The sequence below is a fragment of the Streptomyces sp. NRRL B-1140 genome, assembly GCF_001280065.1.
GTDB lineage: Bacteria > Actinomycetota > Actinomycetes > Streptomycetales > Streptomycetaceae > Streptomyces.
The window spans coordinates 95119-113797 of sequence record NZ_LGEA01000014.1 but is presented as its reverse complement, the minus strand read 5'-3'; the positions used below and the strand labels follow the sequence as shown (position 1 = coordinate 113797).

The following is an 18679-nucleotide window of genomic DNA, read 5'->3' as shown; positions in this document are numbered from 1 at the left end:
CTCACATCCGGGACTTACAGCCCCGCGGCAGATCCGGGACCTACAGCCCCGCGGCCTTGCGCAGCGCGTCCACGCGGTCCGTCCGCTCCCACGTGAAGTCGGGAAGCTCGCGGCCGAAGTGACCGTACGCCGCGGTCTGCGAGTAGATCGGGCGGAGCAGGTCGAGGTCGCGGATGATGGCGGCCGGGCGGAGGTCGAAGACCTCGTCGATCGCCTTCTCGATCTTCTCGGTGTCGATCTTGGCGGTGCCGAAGGTCTCGACGAACAGACCCACCGGCTCGGCCTTGCCGATCGCGTACGCGACCTGGACCTCGCAGCGGGTGGCGAGACCCGCTGCGACCACGTTCTTCGCGACCCAGCGCATCGCGTACGCGGCGGAACGGTCCACCTTGGAGGGGTCCTTGCCGGAGAACGCGCCACCACCGTGGCGGGCCATGCCGCCGTAGGTGTCGATGATGATCTTGCGGCCGGTGAGGCCGGCGTCACCCATCGGGCCGCCGATCTCGAAGCGGCCGGTGGGGTTGACCAGGAGCCGGTAGTTCTCCGTGTCGAGCTTGATGCCGTCGTCCAGCAGGGCCTTCAGCTCGGGCTCGACCACGAACTCCTTGATGTCGGGAGCCAGCAGCGAGTCCAGGTCGATGTCGGAGGCGTGCTGCGAGGAGACCACGACGGTGTCCAGACGGACCGCCTTGTCGCCGTCGTACTCGATGGTGACCTGGGTCTTGCCGTCCGGGCGCAGGTAGGGGATGGTGCCGTTCTTGCGCACGTCGGACAGCCGCTTCGACAGGCGGTGGGCCAGGAAGATCGGCAGCGGCATCAGCGTCGGCGTCTCGTCCGTCGCGTAGCCGAACATCAGGCCCTGGTCGCCGGCGCCCTGCTTGTCGAGCTCGTCCTCGTCGCCCTCGACGCGCTTCTCGTAGGCCGTGTCCACGCCCTGGGCGATGTCCGGGGACTGCGCGCCGATGGACACGGACACGCCGCAGGACGCGCCGTCGAAGCCCTTCTTGGAGGAGTCGTAACCGATCTCGAGGATCTTGTTGCGGACCAGCGTCGCGATGTCCGCGTACGTCTTGGTCGTGACCTCGCCGGCCACGTGCACCAGGCCGGTCGTGATCAGGGTCTCGACGGCGACGCGCGAGGAGGGGTCCTCGCGCAGGAGCGCGTCGAGAATGGTGTCGCTGATCTGGTCAGCGATCTTGTCGGGGTGACCCTCGGTCACGGACTCCGAGGTGAACAGGCGACGGGACACAACGCTCCCTGGGGTTGCAGCGGCTGCTGGCTGATCATTGGCGGACGGCGGGGGCTGCACCCGGCGCCGTCCGTGGAACAGTTTACGGGTCACGCTTCGGCCACGGGCCCCCTGTCTCGCCACTCGGGAGCGCTGTGACCTGCGGCACGGGCATTCTGCCCAATGGCGAGCGACGTTGGCCAGAGGCGCCACGCCCGGGTCCACCCGTTTTCGAGCGGGTGGACGACGATCGGGCCGCAGCGGGCGCCCGGCGACCGGACCTCAGCGCAGGCGCTCGGCCACCAGGTCCCACACCGTCTCGGCCAGGGCTTCCTTGGGGCCGTGCGCCACGGCGGTCTCGCTGCCGTCCGCGCCGAGCACGACCGCCTCGTTCTCCTCGGAACCGAAGGTCTTGCGCTCCCCCACCTCGTTCACGACCAGCAGGTCGCAGCCCTTGCGCTTGAGCTTGGCGCGGCCGTTGGCGAGGACGTCGTCCGTCTCCGCGGCGAAGCCGACGATCACCTGTCCTGTGCGGGCCCGGTCGGCGGAGATCTCCGCGAGAACGTCCGGATTCCGCACCAGGGTGATCGGCTCGGGCTCCTGGCCGTCCTTCTTCTTGATCTTCCCCGCCGCGTACGCCGCCGGACGGAAGTCCGCCACCGCGGCCGCCATCACCACGGCGTCGGCGTCCGGCGCGGCGCCCAGCACCGCCTCGCGCAGCTCCACGGCGGTGCCGACCGGGACGACGTCGACGCCCGCCGGGGCGGGCAGGGTGCTGTTGGCCGCGATCAGCGTGACGCGGGCGCCGCGGGCGGCGGCGGTGCGGGCGAGGGCGTAGCCCTGCTTGCCGGAGGAACGGTTGCCCAGGAAACGGACGGGGTCCAGGGGCTCGCGGGTGCCGCCGGCGCTCACGACGACATGCCGGCCCGTGAGGTCGGGCTCGGTGACCCCTCGGGCCAGCACACGGCGGCAGAGCTCGAAGATCTCGCCCGGGTCGGGCAGTCGGCCCTTGCCGGTGTCGACGCCGGTGAGGCGGCCCACGGCCGGCTCGATGACGAGGGCGCCGCGGCGGCGCAGCGTGGCCACGTTCTCCTGGGTGGCCGGGTGCTCCCACATCTCCGTGTGCATGGCGGGCGCGAAGACCACCGGACATCGGGCGGTGAGCAGCGTGTTGGTGAGGAGGTCGTCGGCGAGGCCGTGGGCCGCCTTGGCGAGCATGTCGGCGGTGGCGGGGGCGACGACGACCAGGTCGGCGTGCTGCCCGATGCGGACGTGCGGGACCTCGTGCACGTCGTCCCACACCTCGGTGGAGACGGGGTTGCCGGAGAGCGCGGACCAGGTGGCGGCGCCGACGAAGTGCAGCGCGGAGGCGGTCGGCACCACCCGCACGTCGTGGCCCGACTCCGTCAGCCGCCGCAGCAGCTCACAGGCCTTGTACGCGGCGATGCCCCCGCTGACCCCCAGAACGACCTTCGGCTTGTCCACGTCTCTCCCCGGACCTCGGCTACCGGCACACCGTACGACTCCATGACACACCACAGGCCCGGCAGTAGGCCTGCCGGGCCTGTGGATGAGCCAGCGTGAAGCTGTCAATCCTGCTTACTGCGCCGGGCCCTCGACGGCCTCGGACGTCAGAAGACCCGCGTTGATCTCGCGGAGGGCGATCGAGAGGGGCTTCTCGTGGACGTGGGTGTCGACGAGAGGACCGACGTACTCGAGGAGACCCTCGCCGAGCTGCGAGTAGTACGCGTTGATCTGGCGGGCACGCTTGGCCGCGTAGATCACCAGGCTGTACTTCGAGTCGGTGGCCTCGAGGAGCTCGTCGATCGGCGGGTTGATGATGCCCTCGGGCGCGGAGATGGAAGAGGACACGCTCTACCTTCCGATGGATGGGAAAGATTCTGTCGGGGTGATCGGCCGGCCGGAACGGGCGGCGATGGTCACACGACGTCCATCAAGGCTAGCAGCTCGCGGGCCACGTCCTCGACGGAGGTGTTGACCAGGGTGGTGTCGAACTCCGGCTCGGCCGCGAGTTCGATCTTCGCCGCGCCGAGCCGGCGCTCGATCACCTCGGGCGGTTCGGTGCCCCGCCCGGTGAGTCTGCGTACGAGCTCCTCCCAGGAGGGAGGAGCCAGGAACACCAGCTGGGCCTCGGGCATCGACTCACGGACCAGGCGGGCGCCCTGCAGATCGATCTCCAGGAGCACGGGCTCGCCGTTCTCCAGTCGCTCCTGCACGGCCGCACGCGGCGTGCCGTAGCGGTTGCCGGCGAACTCGGCCCACTCCAGCAGTTCCCCGTTGGCGATGAGCTTGTCCATCTCGTCGTCGGAGACGAAGAAGTAGTGGACTCCGTGCTGCTCGCCGGGGCGGGGCTTGCGGGTCGTGGCCGACACGGAGAGCCAGACCTCGGGGTGTTCCTTGCGCATATGGGCGACGACCGTGCTCTTGCCGACCCCGGAGGGGCCGGAGAGCACGGTCAGCCGCGGACGTACGTCCGGGGGTACGGGGGACGTCCCCCGGGGTGTTGCAGCCATGCAGCGATTATCCAGCAATCGCGGAGTGCCCGGGACTCGCTTCCCCGGACTGCGCCGTTCAGGAGCCGGTGCTGCCGAACTCGCGCTCCAGGGAGGCGATCTGGTTGGAACCGAGGCCACGCACACGGCGGCTCTCGGAGATGCCGAGTCGCTCCATGATCTGCTTGGCGCGGACCTTGCCCACGCCCGGCAGCGACTCGAGGAGGGCGGAGACCTTCATCTTGCCGATGACGTCGTTCTCCTGGCCCTGCTTGATGACCTCGTGAAGGGAGGCGCCGGAGTGCTTGAGTCGATTCTTGACCTCGGCCCGCTCCCGGCGAGCCGCGGCGGCCTTTTCGAGCGCGGCTGCGCGCTGTTCAGGGGTAAGGGGCGGAAGAGCCACGCCTACGTCACCTCGGATGTCGAACTGTCGGATACGGACCGGTGAGGAACCTAGTCGCCCCACACCTGGGGAGCCACGAGCAACACACGCTTGCCCGTTCTCTCGTCGGAGACTAGCGGGCAAGTCCGCCGGAGTCATTGAGAACAGCGGAAAAGTCCTGGTCAGCCTTCATCTGGACGGACATTTAGGACATACTGCCCCGGATTTGAGGATGTATTCAGACTCAAGGCCGCCCCGGACCACTCATCGGAGGTCTCAGCGGAAGGTCCGGACCGCCTCACGAAGACGTCACGACCTGACGGATCTCCTCCGCGAAGCGCTCGGCGGCGTCACGCAGAGCGACCACGTCGGGACCGTGGCGTAGCACTCCCCGGCTCACGTTCGGCACGACGTTGCGCACCGCCGCCCCGAAGACCCCGGGAAGATCGGCCGGCTCGGCGCCCTGGGCACCGATGCCGGGCGCGAGGAGCGGGCCGTTGATGTCCAGGTCGTAGGTCGACAGGTCACCGAGGGTGGCGCCGACGACCGCGCCGAAGGACCCCAGGGGCTCCTCCCCCGCGTTCTCGGCGGCCAGGTGCGCCAGCATCGTCGCTCCGACGTTCCGGCCGTCGGACCGCACGGCGTGCTGAACCTCGCCGCCCTCCGGGTTGGAGGTCAGCGCCAGCACGAACAGTCCTGCGCCGCTCTCGCGGGCCAGCGCGACGGCCGGGCTGAGCGAGCCGTACCCGAGGTAGGGCGAGACGGTCAGGGCGTCGGAGAACAGCGGCGCGTCCTTGTGCAGGAAGGAGGCGGCGTACGCGGCCATGGTCGAGCCGATGTCGCCGCGCTTGGCGTCCATCACGACCAGCGCGCCCGCCGCCCGGGCCTCGGCCACCGACTTCTCCAGCACGGCGACGCCCCGGGAGCCGAAGCGCTCGAAGAACGCGCTCTGCGGCTTGAGCACGGCGACCCGGTCGGCGACGGCCTCGACGACCGTGCGGCTGAACCGCTCCAGACCCGCCACGTCGTCGTTCAGGCCCCACGAGGCGAGCAGGGAGGCGTGCGGGTCGATGCCGACGCACAGCGGGCCGCGCTCGTCCATGGCCCGGCGCAGGCGTGCGCCGAAGGGTTCGAGACCGCTCATGCCGTCTTCCTCACGTCGGCGCCCACCGCGTCGGCGAGCGTGGCGTAGGGGCCGGCGGCCAGGCGTGCGGCGAGCCCCTTGTGGATCGCGCGGCCCCAGAAGGGCCCCTCGTAGATGAAGGCGCTGTAGCCCTGGACCAGCGTGGCACCGGCCAGGATGCGCTGCCAGGCGTCCTCGGCGGTCTCGATGCCGCCGACGCCCACCAGGGTGATCCGGTCGCCCACGCGCGCGTAGAGGCGGCGCAGGACCTCCAGGGACCGCTCCTTGAGGGGCGCTCCGGACAGCCCGCCGGTCTCCTTGACCAGGGAGGTGTCCGACTTCAGGCCGAGACCCTCGCGCGCGATCGTGGTGTTCGTGGCGATGATGCCGTCCAGGCCGAGCTCCACGGCCAGGTCGGCGACGGCGTCGACGTCCTCGTCGGCGAGATCCGGCGCGATCTTGACCAGGAGCGGCACGCGACGGGCGGAGACCGTGCGGTCGGCGGCTTCGCGGACGGCGCTCAGCAAGGGGCGCAGGGCCTCGGTGGCCTGGAGGTTGCGCAGGCCGGGCGTGTTCGGCGAGGAGACGTTGACGACCAGGTAGTCGGCGTACGGCGCGAGCCGCTCGGCGGACTTCACGTAGTCCGCGACGGCCTCCTCCTCGGGGACGACCTTGGTCTTGCCGATGTTGACGCCGACGACCGGCTTGAAGACGGGCGTGCGGGAGGCGAGGCGGGCCGCGACGCGGAGCGAGCCGTCGTTGTTGAAGCCCATGCGGTTGATCAGCGCGCGGTCCGCGACCAGGCGGAACAGCCGCTGCTTGGGGTTGCCGGGCTGGGGCTCACCGGTCACCGTGCCGATCTCGACGTGGTCGAAGCCGAGCATGGCCATGCCGTCGATGCCGACGGCGTTCTTGTCGAAGCCGGCCGCGAGCCCGAAGGGGCCGTGCATCCGCAGGCCGAGGGCCTCGGTGCGCAGCTCCTTGTAGCGGGGCGCCAGGGCGGCCGCGAGGAAGGTGCGCAGCACGGGCACGCGGGCGGCCAGCCGGATCCAGCGGAAGGCCATGTGGTGCGCGTGCTCGGGGTCCAGCCCCTTGAAGAAGAGACGGAAGAAGATCTTGTACATGGTGTCCTCACGAGGACGTGGTGTCCTCACGAAGAGGGGGACACCGTTTCCGGTGTCCCCCTCGGGGCTGCTAGTCGCGGGCCGCGGTCAGGTGTTCCGCGTGTTCCTGGAGCGATCGGACGCTCACGTCGCCGCGGTTGAGGGCGTCGATGCCCTGGACCGCCGCCGCGAGGGCCTGGACCGTCGTAAGGCAGGGCACGGAGCGTGCCACGGCCGCCGTACGGATGTCGTAGCCGTCGAGGCGGCCGCCCGTGCCGTACGGGGTGTTGACGATGAGGTCGACCTCGCCGTCGTGGATGAGCTGGACGATGGTCTTCTCGCCGTTCGGGCCGGTGCCCTCGGACTGCTTGCGAACGATGGTGGCGTTGATGCCGTTGCGCTTGAGGACCTCGGCGGTGCCGGAGGTGGCGAGCAGTTCGAAGCCGTGCGCGACGAGCTCGCGGGCCGGGAAGATCATCGAGCGCTTGTCGCGGTTGGCGACCGAGATGAACGCACGTCCCTTGGTGGGCAGCGGGCCGTAGGCGCCGGCCTGCGACTTGGCGTAGGCCGTGCCGAAGACCGAGTCGATGCCCATGACCTCGCCGGTGGAGCGCATCTCCGGGCCGAGGACCGTGTCGACGCCGCGGCCGTGGATGTCGCGGAAGCGGGACCACGGCATGACGGCCTCCTTGACGGAGATCGGCGCGTCGAACGGCAGCTCGCCGCCGTCGCCGTTGGCCGGGAGGAGGCCCTCGGCGCGCAAGTCGGCGATGGTGGCGCCGAGCGAGATGCGGGCGGCGGCCTTGGCCAGCGGCACCGCCGTCGCCTTCGAGGTGAAGGGCACGGTCCGGGAGGCGCGGGGGTTGGCCTCCAGGACGTAGAGGATGTCGCCCGCGAGCGCGAACTGGATGTTGATCAGGCCGCGGACCCCGACGCCCTTCGCGATGCCCTCCGTGGAGGCGCGCAGGCGCTTGATGTCGAAGCCGCCCAGCGTGATCGGGGGCAGGGCGCACGCCGAGTCGCCGGAGTGGATGCCGGCCTCCTCGATGTGCTCCATGACGCCGCCGAGGTAGAGCTCCTCGCCGTCGTAGAGGGCGTCTACGTCGATCTCGATCGCGTCGTCGAGGAACCGGTCGACGAGGACCGGCCGGGAAGGGCTGATCTCGGTCGACTCGGCGATGTACGCCTCCAGGCGCGTCTCGTCGTAGACGATCTCCATGCCGCGTCCGCCGAGGACGTAGGAGGGGCGGACCAGGACCGGGTAGCCGATCTCGTCGGCGATGGCCTTGGCCTCGGAGAAGGTCGTGGCCGTGCCGTGCTTGGGGGCGGGGAGGCCGGCCTCCTTGAGGACCCGGCCGAAGGCGCCCCGGTCCTCGGCGGCGTGGATGGCCTCCGGGGAGGTGCCGACGATCGGCACGCCGTTGTCCTTCAGCGCCTGCGACAGGCCGAGCGGCGTCTGGCCGCCGAGCTGTACGACGACACCCGCGACCGGTCCGGCCTGCTGCTCGGCGTGCACGATCTCCAGCACGTCCTCGAGCGTCAGCGGCTCGAAGTACAGGCGGTCGGAGGTGTCGTAGTCCGTGGAGACGGTCTCCGGGTTGCAGTTGACCATGACCGTCTCGTAGCCCGCGTCGCTGAGCGCGAAGGAGGCGTGGACGCAGGAGTAGTCGAACTCGATGCCCTGGCCGATGCGGTTCGGGCCGGAGCCCAGGATGATGACGGCCGGCTTCTCGCGGGGCGCGACCTCGCTCTCCTCGTCGTAGGAGGAGTAGAAGTACGGCGTCTTCGCGGCGAACTCGGCGGCGCAGGTGTCGACCGTCTTGTAGACGGGGCGGATGCCGAGCGCGTGCCGGACCTCGCGGACGACGTCCTCGCGCAGGCCGCGGATCTCCCCGATCTGCGCGTCGGAGAAGCCGTGCCGCTTGGCCTCGGCGAACAGGTCGGCGGTCAGCTCGGGGGCCTCGGCCAGCTCGTCGGCGATCTCCTTGATCAGGAAGAGCTGGTCCACGAACCAGGGGTCGATCTTCGTGTACTCGAAGATCTCCTCGGGCGTGGCGCCGGCGCGGATGGCCTGCATGACGGTGTTGATGCGGCCGTCGGTGGGGCGCACCGCCTGCTCCAGGAGCTGGAGCTTGTCGCCGGGCTCGCCGACGAAGGTGAACTGGCTGCCCTTCTTCTCCAGCGAGCGCAGGGCCTTCTGGAAGGCCTCGGTGAAGTTGCGGCCGATGGCCATGGCCTCGCCGACCGACTTCATGGTGGTGGTCAGCGTGCTGTCGGCGCTCGGGAACTTCTCGAAGGCGAAGCGCGGGGCCTTGACGACCACGTAGTCGAGCGTCGGCTCGAAGGAGGCCGGGGTCTCCTGCGTGATGTCGTTCGGGATCTCGTCGAGGGTGTAGCCGACGGCGAGCTTGGCGGCGATCTTCGCGATCGGGAAGCCGGTCGCCTTGGAGGCGAGCGCCGAGGAGCGCGAGACGCGCGGGTTCATCTCGATGACGATGACCCGGCCGTCCTCGGGGTTCACCGCGAACTGGATGTTGCAGCCGCCGGTGTCGACGCCGACCTCGCGGATCACGGCGATGCCGATGTCGCGCAGGGTCTGGTACTCGCGGTCGGTGAGGGTCATCGCCGGGGCGACCGTGATCGAGTCGCCGGTGTGCACGCCCATGGGGTCGAAGTTCTCGATGGAGCAGACGACCACGACGTTGTCGTGCTTGTCGCGCATCAGCTCCAGCTCGTACTCCTTCCAGCCGAGGATGGACTCCTCCAGGAGCACCTCGGTGGTCGGGGAGAGCGTGAGGCCCTGGCCGGCGATGCGGCGCAGCTCCTCCTCGTCGTGCGCGAAGCCGGAGCCGGCGCCGCCCATGGTGAAGGAGGGGCGGACGACGACCGGGTAGCCGCCGAGCGTCTCGACGCCCTGGAGCACGTCGTCCATGGAGTGGCAGATGACCGAGCGGGCGGACTCGCCGTGCCCGATCTTCCGGCGTACGGCCTCGACGACCTCCTTGAAGAGGTCGCGGTCCTCGCCCTTGTTGATGGCCTCGACGTTGGCGCCGATCAGTTCGACGCCGTACTTGTCGAGTGTGCCCGCCTCGTGGAGCGAGATGGCCGTGTTGAGGGCCGTCTGGCCGCCCAGGGTGGGCAGCAGCGCGTCGGGGCGCTCCTTGGCGATGATCTTCTCGACGAACTCGGGGGTGATCGGCTCGACGTAGGTGGCGTCGGCGATCTCCGGGTCGGTCATGATCGTCGCCGGGTTGGAGTTCACCAGGACGACCCGCAGGCCCTCGGACTTGAGGACGCGGCACGCCTGGGTGCCGGAGTAGTCGAACTCGGCGGCCTGGCCGATGACGATCGGGCCGGAGCCGATGACCAGGACGGACTGGATATCGGTGCGCTTAGGCACGCTGGCCCTCCATCAGGGATACGAAGCGGTCGAACAGGTAGGCGGCGTCGTGCGGGCCGGCTGCCGCTTCGGGGTGGTACTGGACGCTGAACGCGGGGCGGTCGAGGAGCTGGAGTCCCTCCACCACGTTGTCGTTCAGACAGACGTGGGACACCTCGGCGCGGCCGAACGGGGTCTCGGAGACCTTCTCGAGCGGGGCGTCGACGGCGAAGCCGTGGTTGTGCGCGGTGACCTCGACCTTGCCGGTCGTGCGGTCCTGCACCGGCTGGTTGATGCCGCGGTGGCCGTACTTCAGCTTGAAGGTGCCGAAGCCGAGGGCGCGGCCCAGGATCTGGTTGCCGAAGCAGATGCCGAACAGCGGGGTGCCGCGCTCCAGGACGCCCTGCATCACGGAGACGGGGTGGTCGGCGGTGGCCGGGTCGCCCGGGCCGTTGGAGAAGAACACGCCGTCGGGGTTCACCGCGTAGATGTCCTCGACGGTCGCGGTCGCCGGGAGCACGTGCACCTCGATGCCGCGCTCGGCCATGCGGTGCGGGGTCATGCCCTTGATGCCGAGATCGACGGCGGCGACGGTGAACTTCTTCTCGCCGATGGCGGGGACGACGTACGGCTCGGTGGTGGCGACCTCCGCGGACAGGTTCGCGCCCTTCATCTGCGGGGCTTCCTGGACGCGGGCCAGCAGTGCGGCGTCGTCCCGGACGGCGTCGCCGCTGAAGATGCCGACGCGCATGGCGCCACGCTCGCGCAGGTGGCGGGTGAGGGCGCGGGTGTCGATGCCGCTGATGCCGACGACGCCCTGGGCGTCCAGCTCCTCGTCCAGCGTGCGCCGGGAGCGCCAGTTGGACGGCACGCGCGCGGGGTCGCGCACGACGTAGCCGGAGACCCAGATCTTCCTGGACTCCATGTCCTCGTCGTTGACGCCGGTGTTGCCGACGTGCGGGGCGGTCATCACGACCACCTGGCGGTGGTAGGAGGGGTCGGTGAGGGTCTCCTGGTAGCCGGTCATGCCGGTGGAGAACACCGCTTCGCCGAAGGTCTCCCCCACGGCCCCGTAGGCGCGGCCGCGGAAGACCCGGCCGTCCTCCAGGACGAGTACGGCGGGAGTTTTGGCGGCTCCCCTGGTGGAGGTGGTCATCGTTCGGCGCCTTCCCTGGTGTTCGTTTCGATCATGGAGTTGAGGGTCTCGACCCACTCGTGGTGTTCGGCCGCGTGGTCGGATCGGAACCCGGAGTCGATCAGCCGGTCGCCGTGCTCCCAGGTGACGATCAGCAGACCGCCCTCGGTGAGCACCTTGCCGGCGATGCCCTTGTCGAGCCGGGCCTCGCGCAGCGCCGCGGCCGGGACGAAGAAGTCCTGCGCACCGGGGCGTACGACGTCGAGGCCGGCGTCCGTCAGGGTCAGCTCGGCTCGGCTGCGGGTGCCCAGGCCGTGCGCGACGATGCGGTCGAGCCACTGCCCGGCGGTGGTGGAGCCGTGGTAGCGGCCGCTCAGGGTGAGCTTCACCGGGCCCTGTTCGGCCGGTGCGGCGGGCAGCTCGGGCAGGTCGCCCTGGAGGGTGCCGCGCCACTTCCAGCCCTCGCGCATCAGCCAGTAGACGAGCGCGACGAACAGGGCGAGGCCGACGACCCAGCCGATGCGGGCGGCCCAGTCGGTCACTTGCGCCGATTCCTTCTCGGCGGCCAGCAGGAGTACAGGTGTCACGTGAGCTTCCCGTCGACGAGCGTGGCCTTGCCCCGCAGCCACGTGTGCGTCACACGGCCCGGCAGCTCACGCCCCTCGTAGGGGGTGTTGCGGCTGCGTGAGGCGAAGCCCGCGGGTTCCACCAGCCCACGGTATGCCGTGTCGACCAGGGTGAGGTTGGCGGGCTCACCTGCCGAGACGGGACGGCCGTGGCCCGTGGCCCGTCCGATCCGCGCGGGCGTGACGGACATCCGGTCGGCGACGCCGGCCCAGTCCAGCAGACCCGTGTCGACCATCGTCTCCTGCACCACCGACAGCGCGGTCTCCAGGCCGACCATGCCCATGGCAGCCGCGGCCCACTCGCAGTCCTTGTCCTCGTGCGGGTGCGGAGCGTGGTCGGTGGCGACGATGTCGATCGTGCCGTCGGCGAGGGCCTCGCGCAGGGCCATGACGTCGCGCTCGGTGCGCAGCGGCGGGTTGACCTTGTAGACGGGGTTGTAGGTGCGGACCAGCTCATCCGTGAGGAGGAGGTGGTGCGGGGTGACCTCGGCGGTGACCTGGATGCCGCGGGACTTGGCCCAGCGGACGATCTCCACGGACCCGGCGGTCGAGAGATGGCAGATGTGGACGCGGGAGCCGACGTGGTCGGCGAGCAGGACATCCCGGGCGATGATCGATTCTTCGGCCACCGCGGGCCAGCCCCCAAGGCCCAGCTCGGCGGAGACGATGCCCTCGTTCATCTCGGCGCCCTCGGTCAGCCGCGGCTCCTGTGCGTGCTGGGCGACGACACCGCCGAAGGCCTTCACGTACTCCAGGGCCCGGCGCATGATCACGGCGTCGTGGACGCACTTGCCGTCGTCGGAGAAGACGGTGACGCCGGCGGCGGACTCGTGCATGGCGCCCAGCTCGGCGAGCTTCTTGCCCTCCAGGCCGACGGTTACCGCGCCGATGGGCTGGACGTCGCAGTAGCCGTGCTCCTTGCCGAGCCGCCAGACCTGCTCGACGACACCGGCGGTGTCGGCGACCGGGAAGGTGTTGGCCATGGCGAAGACGGTGGTGAAGCCGCCGGAGGCCGCCGCGCGCGTGCCGGTGAGGACGGTCTCGGAGTCCTCGCGGCCGGGCTCGCGCAGATGGGTGTGCAGGTCGACCAGGCCCGGCAGCAGCACCTTGCCGTCGGCCTCGACGACCTCCGCGCCCTCGGCGGACAGCCCGCCCCCCACCTCGGCGATGGTCCCGCCGTCGATCAGGACGTCCTGCGGCTCGCCGCCGAGCACCTTCGCACCACGGATCAGGATCTTGCTCATCTGTCTTACTTCTCCTCGGTGCGGGGGTGGGTGACGGCGGGCTCGTTCCCACCGAGCAGCAGGTACAGGACGGCCATCCGGATGGACACTCCGTTTGCGACCTGCTCGACGACGGTGCAGCGGTCGGAGTCGGCGACCTCGGCGGTGATCTCCATGCCGCGGACCATCGGGCCGGGGTGCATCACGATGGCGTGCTCGGGCATCCGGGCCATGCGGTCGCCGTCGAGCCCGTAGCGCCGGGAGTACTCGCGCTCGGTGGGGAAGAACGCGGCGTTCATGCGCTCGCGCTGGACGCGCAGCATCATCACCGCGTCGGACTTGGGCAGGGTGCTGTCGAGGTCGTAGGAGACCTCGCAGGGCCAGGTCTCGATGCCGACCGGCAGCAGGGTCGGCGGGGCGACGAGGGTGACCTCGGCGCCGAGGGTGTGCAGCAGGTCGACGTTGGAGCGGGCGACCCGGCTGTGCAGGACGTCGCCGACGAGCGTGATGCGCTTGCCCTCGAGGTCCCGGCCGAGTCCGGCGTCCGGGCCGATCAGGCGGCGGCGCATGGTGAAGGCGTCCAGCAGGGCCTGGGTGGGGTGCTGGTGGGTGCCGTCGCCGGCGTTGACCACGGCCGCGTCGATCCAGCCGGAGTTGGCGAGGCGGTACGGGGCTCCGGAGGCGCCGTGCCGGATGACGACGGCGTCGACGCCCATCGCCTCCAGGGTCTGGGCGGTGTCCTTCAGGGACTCGCCCTTGGAGACGCTGGAGCCCTTGGCGGAGAAGTTGATGACGTCCGCGGACAGCCGCTTCTCGGCGGCTTCGAAGGAGATCCGGGTCCGGGTGGAGTCCTCGAAGAAGAGGTTGACGATCGTGCGGCCGCGCAGGGTCGGCAGCTTCTTGATCGGCCGGTCGGCGACCCGGGCCATCTCCTCGGCGGTGTCGAGGATCAGGACGGCGTCGTCGCGGGTGAGGTCGGCGGCCGAGATGAGATGACGCTGCATCTGTCAGGCTCCGTAAGGCAGTTCATTCGGGAGATTCGGGGCAGACGGGCGCGCCGGGGCGCGCACTGAGCCGGCGTACGGCGGCGGCGTACGCCTCTGGAGCGCTACTGAGGGGTCGGCTTGGCACCGAGCAGCACGGTGTCGCGACCGTCCTCCTCGGCGAGCTGGACCTTGACCGTCTCCCGCAACGACGTGGGGAGGTTCTTGCCGACGTAGTCGGCACGGATGGGCAGTTCGCGGTGACCGCGGTCGACGAGGACGGCGAGCTGCACCGCGCGCGGACGCCCGAGGTCGTTCAGGGCGTCGAGGGCGGCGCGGATGGTGCGGCCGGAGAAGAGCACGTCGTCGACGAGGACGACGAGCTTGCCGTCGAGGCCGTCACCGGGGATCTCGGTGCGGGCCAGCGCGCGCGGCGGGTGCATGCGCAGGTCGTCGCGGTACATGGTGATGTCGAGCGAGCCGCATGGGACCTTGCGCTCGGTGATCTGCTCGAGCTTGTCGGCGATGCGCCGGGCGAGGAAGACGCCCCGGGTCGGGATGCCGAGGAGCACCACGTCGTCGGCGCCCTTGGCGCGTTCGACGATCTCGTGGGCGATGCGGGTCAGCACCCGCGCGATGTCGGGCCCTTCGAGAACGGGCCGGGCATCGGACTGTGCTTCGCGCGTGTCGTGCGTGTCCATACGAAACGGACCTCCTTCTCCGCCTCACGGGACGGACCTTAAAGGACGTCGAGATTGCGCCATACACGGTAGCAGGTCCCTGTGATCGCCCGTACGGCCCCCTTGGATCACCCATTCGGCGCAACCAACGGCCGATACCACGGAAGAGTCGGTGCGGACCATTCGGCTTGACGCGGCAGAGTAACGCTGCGTAACCTCACAGTGAGTTACCAGCCGCGCGGCCTGGCACCCACGCCAGACGCGTTGACACAGTGCCGGGGAGCTATATGTCCAGCGAATACGCCAAACAGCTCGGGGCCAAGCTCCGGGCGATCCGCACCCAGCAGGGCCTTTCCCTCCACGGTGTCGAGGAGAAGTCCCAGGGACGCTGGAAGGCGGTCGTGGTCGGTTCGTACGAGCGCGGCGACCGTGCCGTGACCGTGCAGCGCCTTGCCGAGCTGGCGGATTTCTACGGCGTCCCGGTGCAGGAACTGCTTCCGGGCACGACCCCGGGCGGGGCCGCCGAGCCGCCGCCGAAGCTGGTCCTGGACCTGGAGCGGCTGGCCACGGTGCCGGCCGAGAAGGCGGGCCCTCTTCAGCGCTACGCGGCCACGATCCAGTCGCAGCGCGGTGACTACAACGGCAAGGTGCTGTCGATCCGACAGGACGACCTGCGCACACTCGCCGTCATCTACGACCAGTCGCCGTCGGTCCTGACGGAACAGCTGATCAGCTGGGGTGTCCTGGACGCGGACGCGCGCCGCGCGGTGGCGTCCCACGAGGACGCCTGACCGCTCCGCAGGGCCGGAAGAGGGGTCCAGCAGAAACGTGCCGCCGGGGTGGCCGGAACCTTATGGTTCCCGGCCGCCCCGGCGGCGTTGTGCGGCTCTGACATCCCTGCGCCGCACCGAGGACGTCCGGGAACGCCGGAGGGCCCGCAGCGGTGATGCTGCGGGCCCTCCGGCATGTGGTCCGTCTCAGACCTCGTCGCGGCGGAGCGAGGGCTTGAGTTCCTTCAGCCGGCCGAGCAGGCCGTTCACGAACGAGGGCGACTCGTCCGTGGAGAACTCCTTCGCCAGCTGCACCATCTCGTCGAGGACGACGGCGTCCGGCGTCGCGTCGACCCAGATCAGCTCGTAGGCGCCGAGCCGCAGGATGTTGCGGTCGACGACGGGCATCCGGTCGAGGGTCCAGCCGACGGAGTACTGGGCGATCAGCTCGTCGATGCGCTTCGCCTGCGTCGCGTAGCCCTCGACCAGCTCCATCGTGTACTCGCTGACCGGCGGCTGCCGGGTGTCCGACCGGGACAGCCGGACCCAGTCCGCGAGGACGGTCAGCACGTCGGCGCCGCGCTGGTCTGCCTCGAAGAGGATCTGGAAGGCGCGCTTGCGGGCCGTGTTGCGGGCAGCCACGGCTAGCTGTTCACCCGGCCGAGGTAGTCGCTGGTGCGGGTGTCGACCTTGATCTTCTCACCGGTGGTGATGAAGAGGGGGACGTTGATCTGGTGACCGGTCTCCAGGATGGCGGGCTTGGTGCCGCCGGTGGAGCGGTCGCCCTGGACGCCCGGCTCGGTCTCCTGGATGACGAGCTCGACGGCGGCCGGCAGCTCCACGAAGAGCACCTCGCCCTCGTGCTGCGCGACGGTGGCGGTGAAGCCCTCGATCAGGAAGTTCGCGGCGTCGCCGACGGCCTTCCTGTCGACGTGCAGCTGGTCGTAGGTCTCCATGTCCATGAAGACGAAGTACTCGCCGTCCATGTAGGAGAACTGCATGTCGCGCTTGTCGACGGTGGCCGTTTCGACCTTGACGCCGGCGTTGAAGGTCTTGTCGACGACCTTGCCGGAGAGCACGTTCTTGAGCTTGGTGCGCACGAAGGCCGGGCCCTTGCCGGGCTTGACGTGCTGGAACTCGACGACGGACCAGAGCTGGCCGCCTTCGAGCTTGAGCACCATGCCGTTCTTGAGGTCGTTCGTGGAAGCCACGGTTGCGGAATCTCCTGGACTGACGTACGACCCCGGGGCACGCACCTGCCTGGCTACAGGGCGAGCAGCTCCTTGGTCGTGATGGTGAGTAGCTCGGGTCCGCCGTCCGCCTCGGGGCGGACGACGAGCGTGTCATCGATCCGGACACCGCCCCGGCCCGGGAGGTGGACTCCCGGTTCGACGGTGACTGGCACGCAAGCGTCCAGTTTACCCATGGCCGCGGGACTCAATTGAGGGTCCTCGTCGATTTCGAGCCCTACACCGTGTCCGGTCAGGACCGTGAGGCCCTCCGTGTACCCCGCCGAGTCCAGGACCTGGCGGGCGGCGCGGTCGACGTCCCGGCAGGCGGCGCCGGGTACCAGGCTCTCACGCCCGGCCCGCTGGGCGGCGAAGACCAGGTCGTACAGCTCGATCTGCCAGTCCGCGGGAGCGGTGCCGATGACGAATGTGCGGCCGATCTCGCAGCGGTAGCCGCGGTACGTCGCGCCGAGGCACACGGAGAGGAAGTCGCCCTCCTCGACGCGGCGGTCGGTGGGCCGGTGTCCGGGCCGGCCGGAGTTCGGGCCGGTGGCGACGGAGGTGGGGAAGGCCGGTCCGTCCGCCCCGTGGTCCACGAGTCGTCGCTCGAGTTCCAGGGCGAGGTGGCGCTCGGTACGGCCGACGAGGATCGACTCCAGCAGCTCACCGAGGGCCTGGTCGGCGATCTCGGCGCCGATGCGCAGGCAGGAGATCTCCTCCTCGTCCTTGACGACCCTGAGCTGCTCGACCGCGCTGCCGAGGCCCGCCAGGCGCAGCCCGGGGGCGACCGAGCCGAGGGCGCGGTGCCGGGCCACGGTGAGGTGGTGCTCCTCCACGGCGAGGGAGTCGGCGCCCTGGCCCACGGCGAGGCGGGCCGCCGCGACGGCCGGATCACCGCCGCCGACTCCGGGCAGGGTGTGGACCCGCAGGGCCTCGTCGGGGCGCTCCTGGGTGGGGCGGTCGGCCGTCGGCCCGGCACAGACCAGGAGGTCCTGATCCTCGGACCTGCCCAGCAGCAGAACGGCGCCGGGCGGGGCGGCGCCCGCGAGATAGCGCACGTTGGCGGGGCGGGAGACCAGCGCCGCCGCGCTGCCGCCCGCGTTGCAGTATTCCCTCAGACGCGTCCGGCGGGCCGCGTACACCTCTGACATGACCCGAGCGTATGAGCTCCGCCGGTTTTGTGCTGGTTGAGGGCGTCTGAGTGGGCGGTGGCGGAGTGTCCGGGTGGGTGGGGGTGCTGTTCGGCGAGTGTGCGTGCCGCGCGGGGTCGTGTGCCGTCCGCGGCTGTCTGGGGGGCTTGTCGCGCAGTTCCCCGCGCTCCTATGGGGCGCTCACCACTGGGGTGGGCTGGCGATCGATCTGGCCAGGACGTCGTCCAGGACTCTCGCCGTCTCCAGGACGTCCAGCTGGGAGTTGTCGATGATCGGCAGGCCGGAGCCGTACCAGCCGGCCATGCGGCCGTGGATGCGGGCGACCTCTTCGTCGGACAGCCGCCGGTTGCCCGAGCGCTGCGCGTTGCGTTCGAGGACGATGTCCAGCCCGGGCAGGAGGACGACCGGCAGCAGGCCCGGTCCGACGTGGCGTTTCCAGCCGCCGAGGCCGACGACCGGGCGGTCGGGGAAGACCGCGTCGTCGAGGATGCACGAGATGCCGTTGGCCAGGAAGTTCCGCGCGGCGAAGCCGCAGGTGCGGCGGGCCAGGCGGTACTGGGCCTCGGAGTTGTCGTTCCACCCGGACTGGGGGTCGGTGAAGCCGGAGCGGACCCACTCGCGTACGTCGTCGAGGCTGATGTGGGCCGTGGGGACGCGGCGGTGGTCCGCCCAGTACTTGGCGACGCTGGTCTTGCCCGCGCCCGCGGGGCCGATGAGCAGCACCGCGAGTGTCGTACCGGCGGGGTCGGGAACCGTCGCGGCGGGCGGGGCCATGGGCATGGCGACGGGGCCGCCGGGTGGCAGCGGCACATGGCCGGTGGTCTCCGGCGCCGACGGGGCGGAAGCGGGGGCCGGTCCGGGCGGCGGCGCCGGGTACCCCGGCGCCGGGGGCGGCGGGGGTGCGGGCACCGAGCCCTGGTGGACGCCCGCGTTCGGCGGGACCGGGTGATGTGCGGCCGGCGACCAGCCCGTGGCCGGTCCGTGCCCCGGCTGATGGGGCGGCGGCAGCGGAGAACCCACTGCGTGCTGCATCCGGTGCCACTCCGTCTCGTACAGGCGATGGGCGCTGACAGGGGGCGGAATCCCCCCGCCACCGAACGGTACCGCCCCCGGTCGTCGATGTGTGAACGGCCGGGGGCGGCCCGAAGTGCCCG

18 protein-coding genes are annotated in these 18679 nt (G+C 70.5%); 1 reads left to right on the top strand and 17 read right to left on the bottom strand.

Annotated elements, in window-relative coordinates; genetic code table 11:
• Positions 1-40: 40 nt before the first annotated feature.
• The 13 genes from metK to pyrR form a co-directional block, all read right to left on the bottom strand.
• The gene (metK, locus tag ADK65_RS03690; protein ID WP_053668327.1) at positions 41-1249 is read right to left on the bottom strand and encodes a methionine adenosyltransferase; all 1209 of its coding nucleotides are present in this window, start codon (positions 1247-1249) and stop codon (positions 41-43) included.
• A gap of 261 nt (positions 1250-1510) precedes the next feature.
• The gene (gene coaBC / locus ADK65_RS03685; protein ID WP_053668326.1) at positions 1511-2713 is read right to left on the bottom strand and encodes a bifunctional phosphopantothenoylcysteine decarboxylase/phosphopantothenate--cysteine ligase CoaBC; all 1203 of its coding nucleotides are present in this window, start codon (positions 2711-2713) and stop codon (positions 1511-1513) included.
• A gap of 114 nt (positions 2714-2827) precedes the next feature.
• Positions 2828-3100, bottom strand: coding sequence for a DNA-directed RNA polymerase subunit omega (gene rpoZ / locus ADK65_RS03680; protein WP_003988945.1), 273 nt, complete (start codon positions 3098-3100; stop codon positions 2828-2830).
• A gap of 68 nt (positions 3101-3168) precedes the next feature.
• Complete coding sequence (gene gmk / locus ADK65_RS03675; protein WP_053668325.1) at positions 3169-3762, bottom strand: guanylate kinase; 594 nt, start codon at positions 3760-3762, stop codon at positions 3169-3171.
• A 58-nt stretch (positions 3763-3820) separates the two neighbouring features.
• A complete protein-coding gene (locus ADK65_RS03670) occupies positions 3821-4144 on the bottom strand; it encodes an integration host factor (protein ID WP_003977346.1) in 324 nt (107 codons plus the stop codon).
• A gap of 277 nt (positions 4145-4421) precedes the next feature.
• A complete protein-coding gene (pyrF, locus tag ADK65_RS03665) occupies positions 4422-5267 on the bottom strand; it encodes an orotidine-5'-phosphate decarboxylase (protein ID WP_053668324.1) in 846 nt (281 codons plus the stop codon).
• Positions 5264-6370 carry a quinone-dependent dihydroorotate dehydrogenase gene (locus ADK65_RS03660; RefSeq protein WP_053668323.1) on the bottom strand — a complete coding sequence of 369 codons (1107 nt, stop codon included), beginning with the start codon at positions 6368-6370 and terminating at the stop codon, positions 5264-5266. The genes pyrF and ADK65_RS03660 overlap by 4 nt, the downstream gene beginning before the upstream one ends.
• 70 nt (positions 6371-6440) lie before the next feature.
• Positions 6441-9749, bottom strand: coding sequence for a carbamoyl-phosphate synthase large subunit (gene carB / locus ADK65_RS03655; RefSeq protein ID WP_053668322.1), 3309 nt, complete (start codon positions 9747-9749; stop codon positions 6441-6443).
• Positions 9742-10884, bottom strand: coding sequence for a glutamine-hydrolyzing carbamoyl-phosphate synthase small subunit (gene carA / locus ADK65_RS03650; protein ID WP_053668321.1), 1143 nt, complete (start codon positions 10882-10884; stop codon positions 9742-9744). The genes carB and carA overlap by 8 nt, the downstream gene beginning before the upstream one ends.
• Positions 10881-11450 carry a hypothetical protein gene (locus ADK65_RS03645; protein ID WP_053668320.1) on the bottom strand — a complete coding sequence of 190 codons (570 nt, stop codon included), beginning with the start codon at positions 11448-11450 and terminating at the stop codon, positions 10881-10883. The genes carA and ADK65_RS03645 overlap by 4 nt, the downstream gene beginning before the upstream one ends.
• On the bottom strand, positions 11447-12733 hold the full coding sequence (locus ADK65_RS03640) for a dihydroorotase (RefSeq protein ID WP_053668319.1): 1287 nt from the start codon (positions 12731-12733) through the stop codon (positions 11447-11449). Before ADK65_RS03640 ends, ADK65_RS03645 begins: the two co-directional genes overlap by 4 nt.
• A gap of 5 nt (positions 12734-12738) precedes the next feature.
• Positions 12739-13716: an aspartate carbamoyltransferase catalytic subunit gene (locus ADK65_RS03635; RefSeq protein ID WP_053668318.1), complete on the bottom strand. Its 978-nt coding sequence runs from the start codon at positions 13714-13716 to the stop codon at positions 12739-12741.
• A gap of 104 nt (positions 13717-13820) precedes the next feature.
• On the bottom strand, positions 13821-14396 hold the full coding sequence (gene pyrR / locus ADK65_RS03630) for a bifunctional pyr operon transcriptional regulator/uracil phosphoribosyltransferase PyrR (RefSeq protein ID WP_053668317.1): 576 nt from the start codon (positions 14394-14396) through the stop codon (positions 13821-13823).
• 266 nt (positions 14397-14662) lie between these two features.
• Here pyrR and bldD point away from each other — a divergent pair, with 266 nt between their 5' ends.
• Positions 14663-15166 (top strand): transcriptional regulator BldD, encoded by a 504-nt coding sequence (bldD, locus tag ADK65_RS03625; protein WP_006131213.1) that lies wholly within the window; start codon positions 14663-14665, stop codon positions 15164-15166.
• A 186-nt stretch (positions 15167-15352) separates the two neighbouring features.
• On the opposite strand, the gene nusB is transcribed toward bldD, so the two are convergent.
• From nusB to ADK65_RS03605, 4 genes are all read right to left on the bottom strand, one after another.
• Complete coding sequence (gene nusB, locus ADK65_RS03620; RefSeq protein ID WP_053668316.1) at positions 15353-15787, bottom strand: transcription antitermination factor NusB; 435 nt, start codon at positions 15785-15787, stop codon at positions 15353-15355.
• A gap of 2 nt (positions 15788-15789) precedes the next feature.
• Positions 15790-16356, bottom strand: a complete 567-nt coding sequence (gene efp, locus ADK65_RS03615; protein WP_031138970.1) for an elongation factor P — start codon at positions 16354-16356, stop codon at positions 15790-15792.
• A gap of 53 nt (positions 16357-16409) precedes the next feature.
• Positions 16410-17525, bottom strand: a complete 1116-nt coding sequence (locus ADK65_RS03610; protein WP_053668315.1) for an aminopeptidase P family protein — start codon at positions 17523-17525, stop codon at positions 16410-16412.
• A gap of 180 nt (positions 17526-17705) precedes the next feature.
• Entirely contained in the window at positions 17706-18557 is an 852-nt protein-coding gene (locus ADK65_RS03605) for a Pro-rich N-terminal domain-containing protein (protein ID WP_078955795.1), read from the bottom strand.
• Between the last annotated feature and the right edge of the window lie 122 nt (positions 18558-18679).

Bases quoted from the DNA above. Each gene is read 5' to 3' on its own strand.
- pyrF (WP_053668324.1), bottom strand. From the start codon at position 5,267: ATGAGCGGTCTCGAACCCTTCGGCGCACGCCTGCGCCGGGCCATGGAC.
- ADK65_RS03660 (WP_053668323.1), bottom strand. From the start codon at position 6,370: ATGTACAAGATCTTCTTCCGTCTCTTCTTCAAGGGGCTGGACCCCGAG.
- ADK65_RS03610 (WP_053668315.1), bottom strand. From the start codon at position 17,525: ATGTCAGAGGTGTACGCGGCCCGCCGGACGCGTCTGAGGGAATACTGC.
- gmk (WP_053668325.1), bottom strand. From the start codon at position 3,762: ATGGCTGCAACACCCCGGGGGACGTCCCCCGTACCCCCGGACGTACGT.
- ADK65_RS03605 (WP_078955795.1), bottom strand. From the start codon at position 18,557: ATGCAGCACGCAGTGGGTTCTCCGCTGCCGCCGCCCCATCAGCCGGGG.
- bldD (WP_006131213.1), top strand. From the start codon at position 14,663: ATGTCCAGCGAATACGCCAAACAGCTCGGGGCCAAGCTCCGGGCGATC.
- pyrR (WP_053668317.1), bottom strand. From the start codon at position 14,396: ATGGACACGCACGACACGCGCGAAGCACAGTCCGATGCCCGGCCCGTT.
- ADK65_RS03635 (WP_053668318.1), bottom strand. From the start codon at position 13,716: ATGCAGCGTCATCTCATCTCGGCCGCCGACCTCACCCGCGACGACGCC.
- ADK65_RS03640 (WP_053668319.1), bottom strand. From the start codon at position 12,733: ATGAGCAAGATCCTGATCCGTGGTGCGAAGGTGCTCGGCGGCGAGCCG.
- carA (WP_053668321.1), bottom strand. From the start codon at position 10,884: ATGACCACCTCCACCAGGGGAGCCGCCAAAACTCCCGCCGTACTCGTC.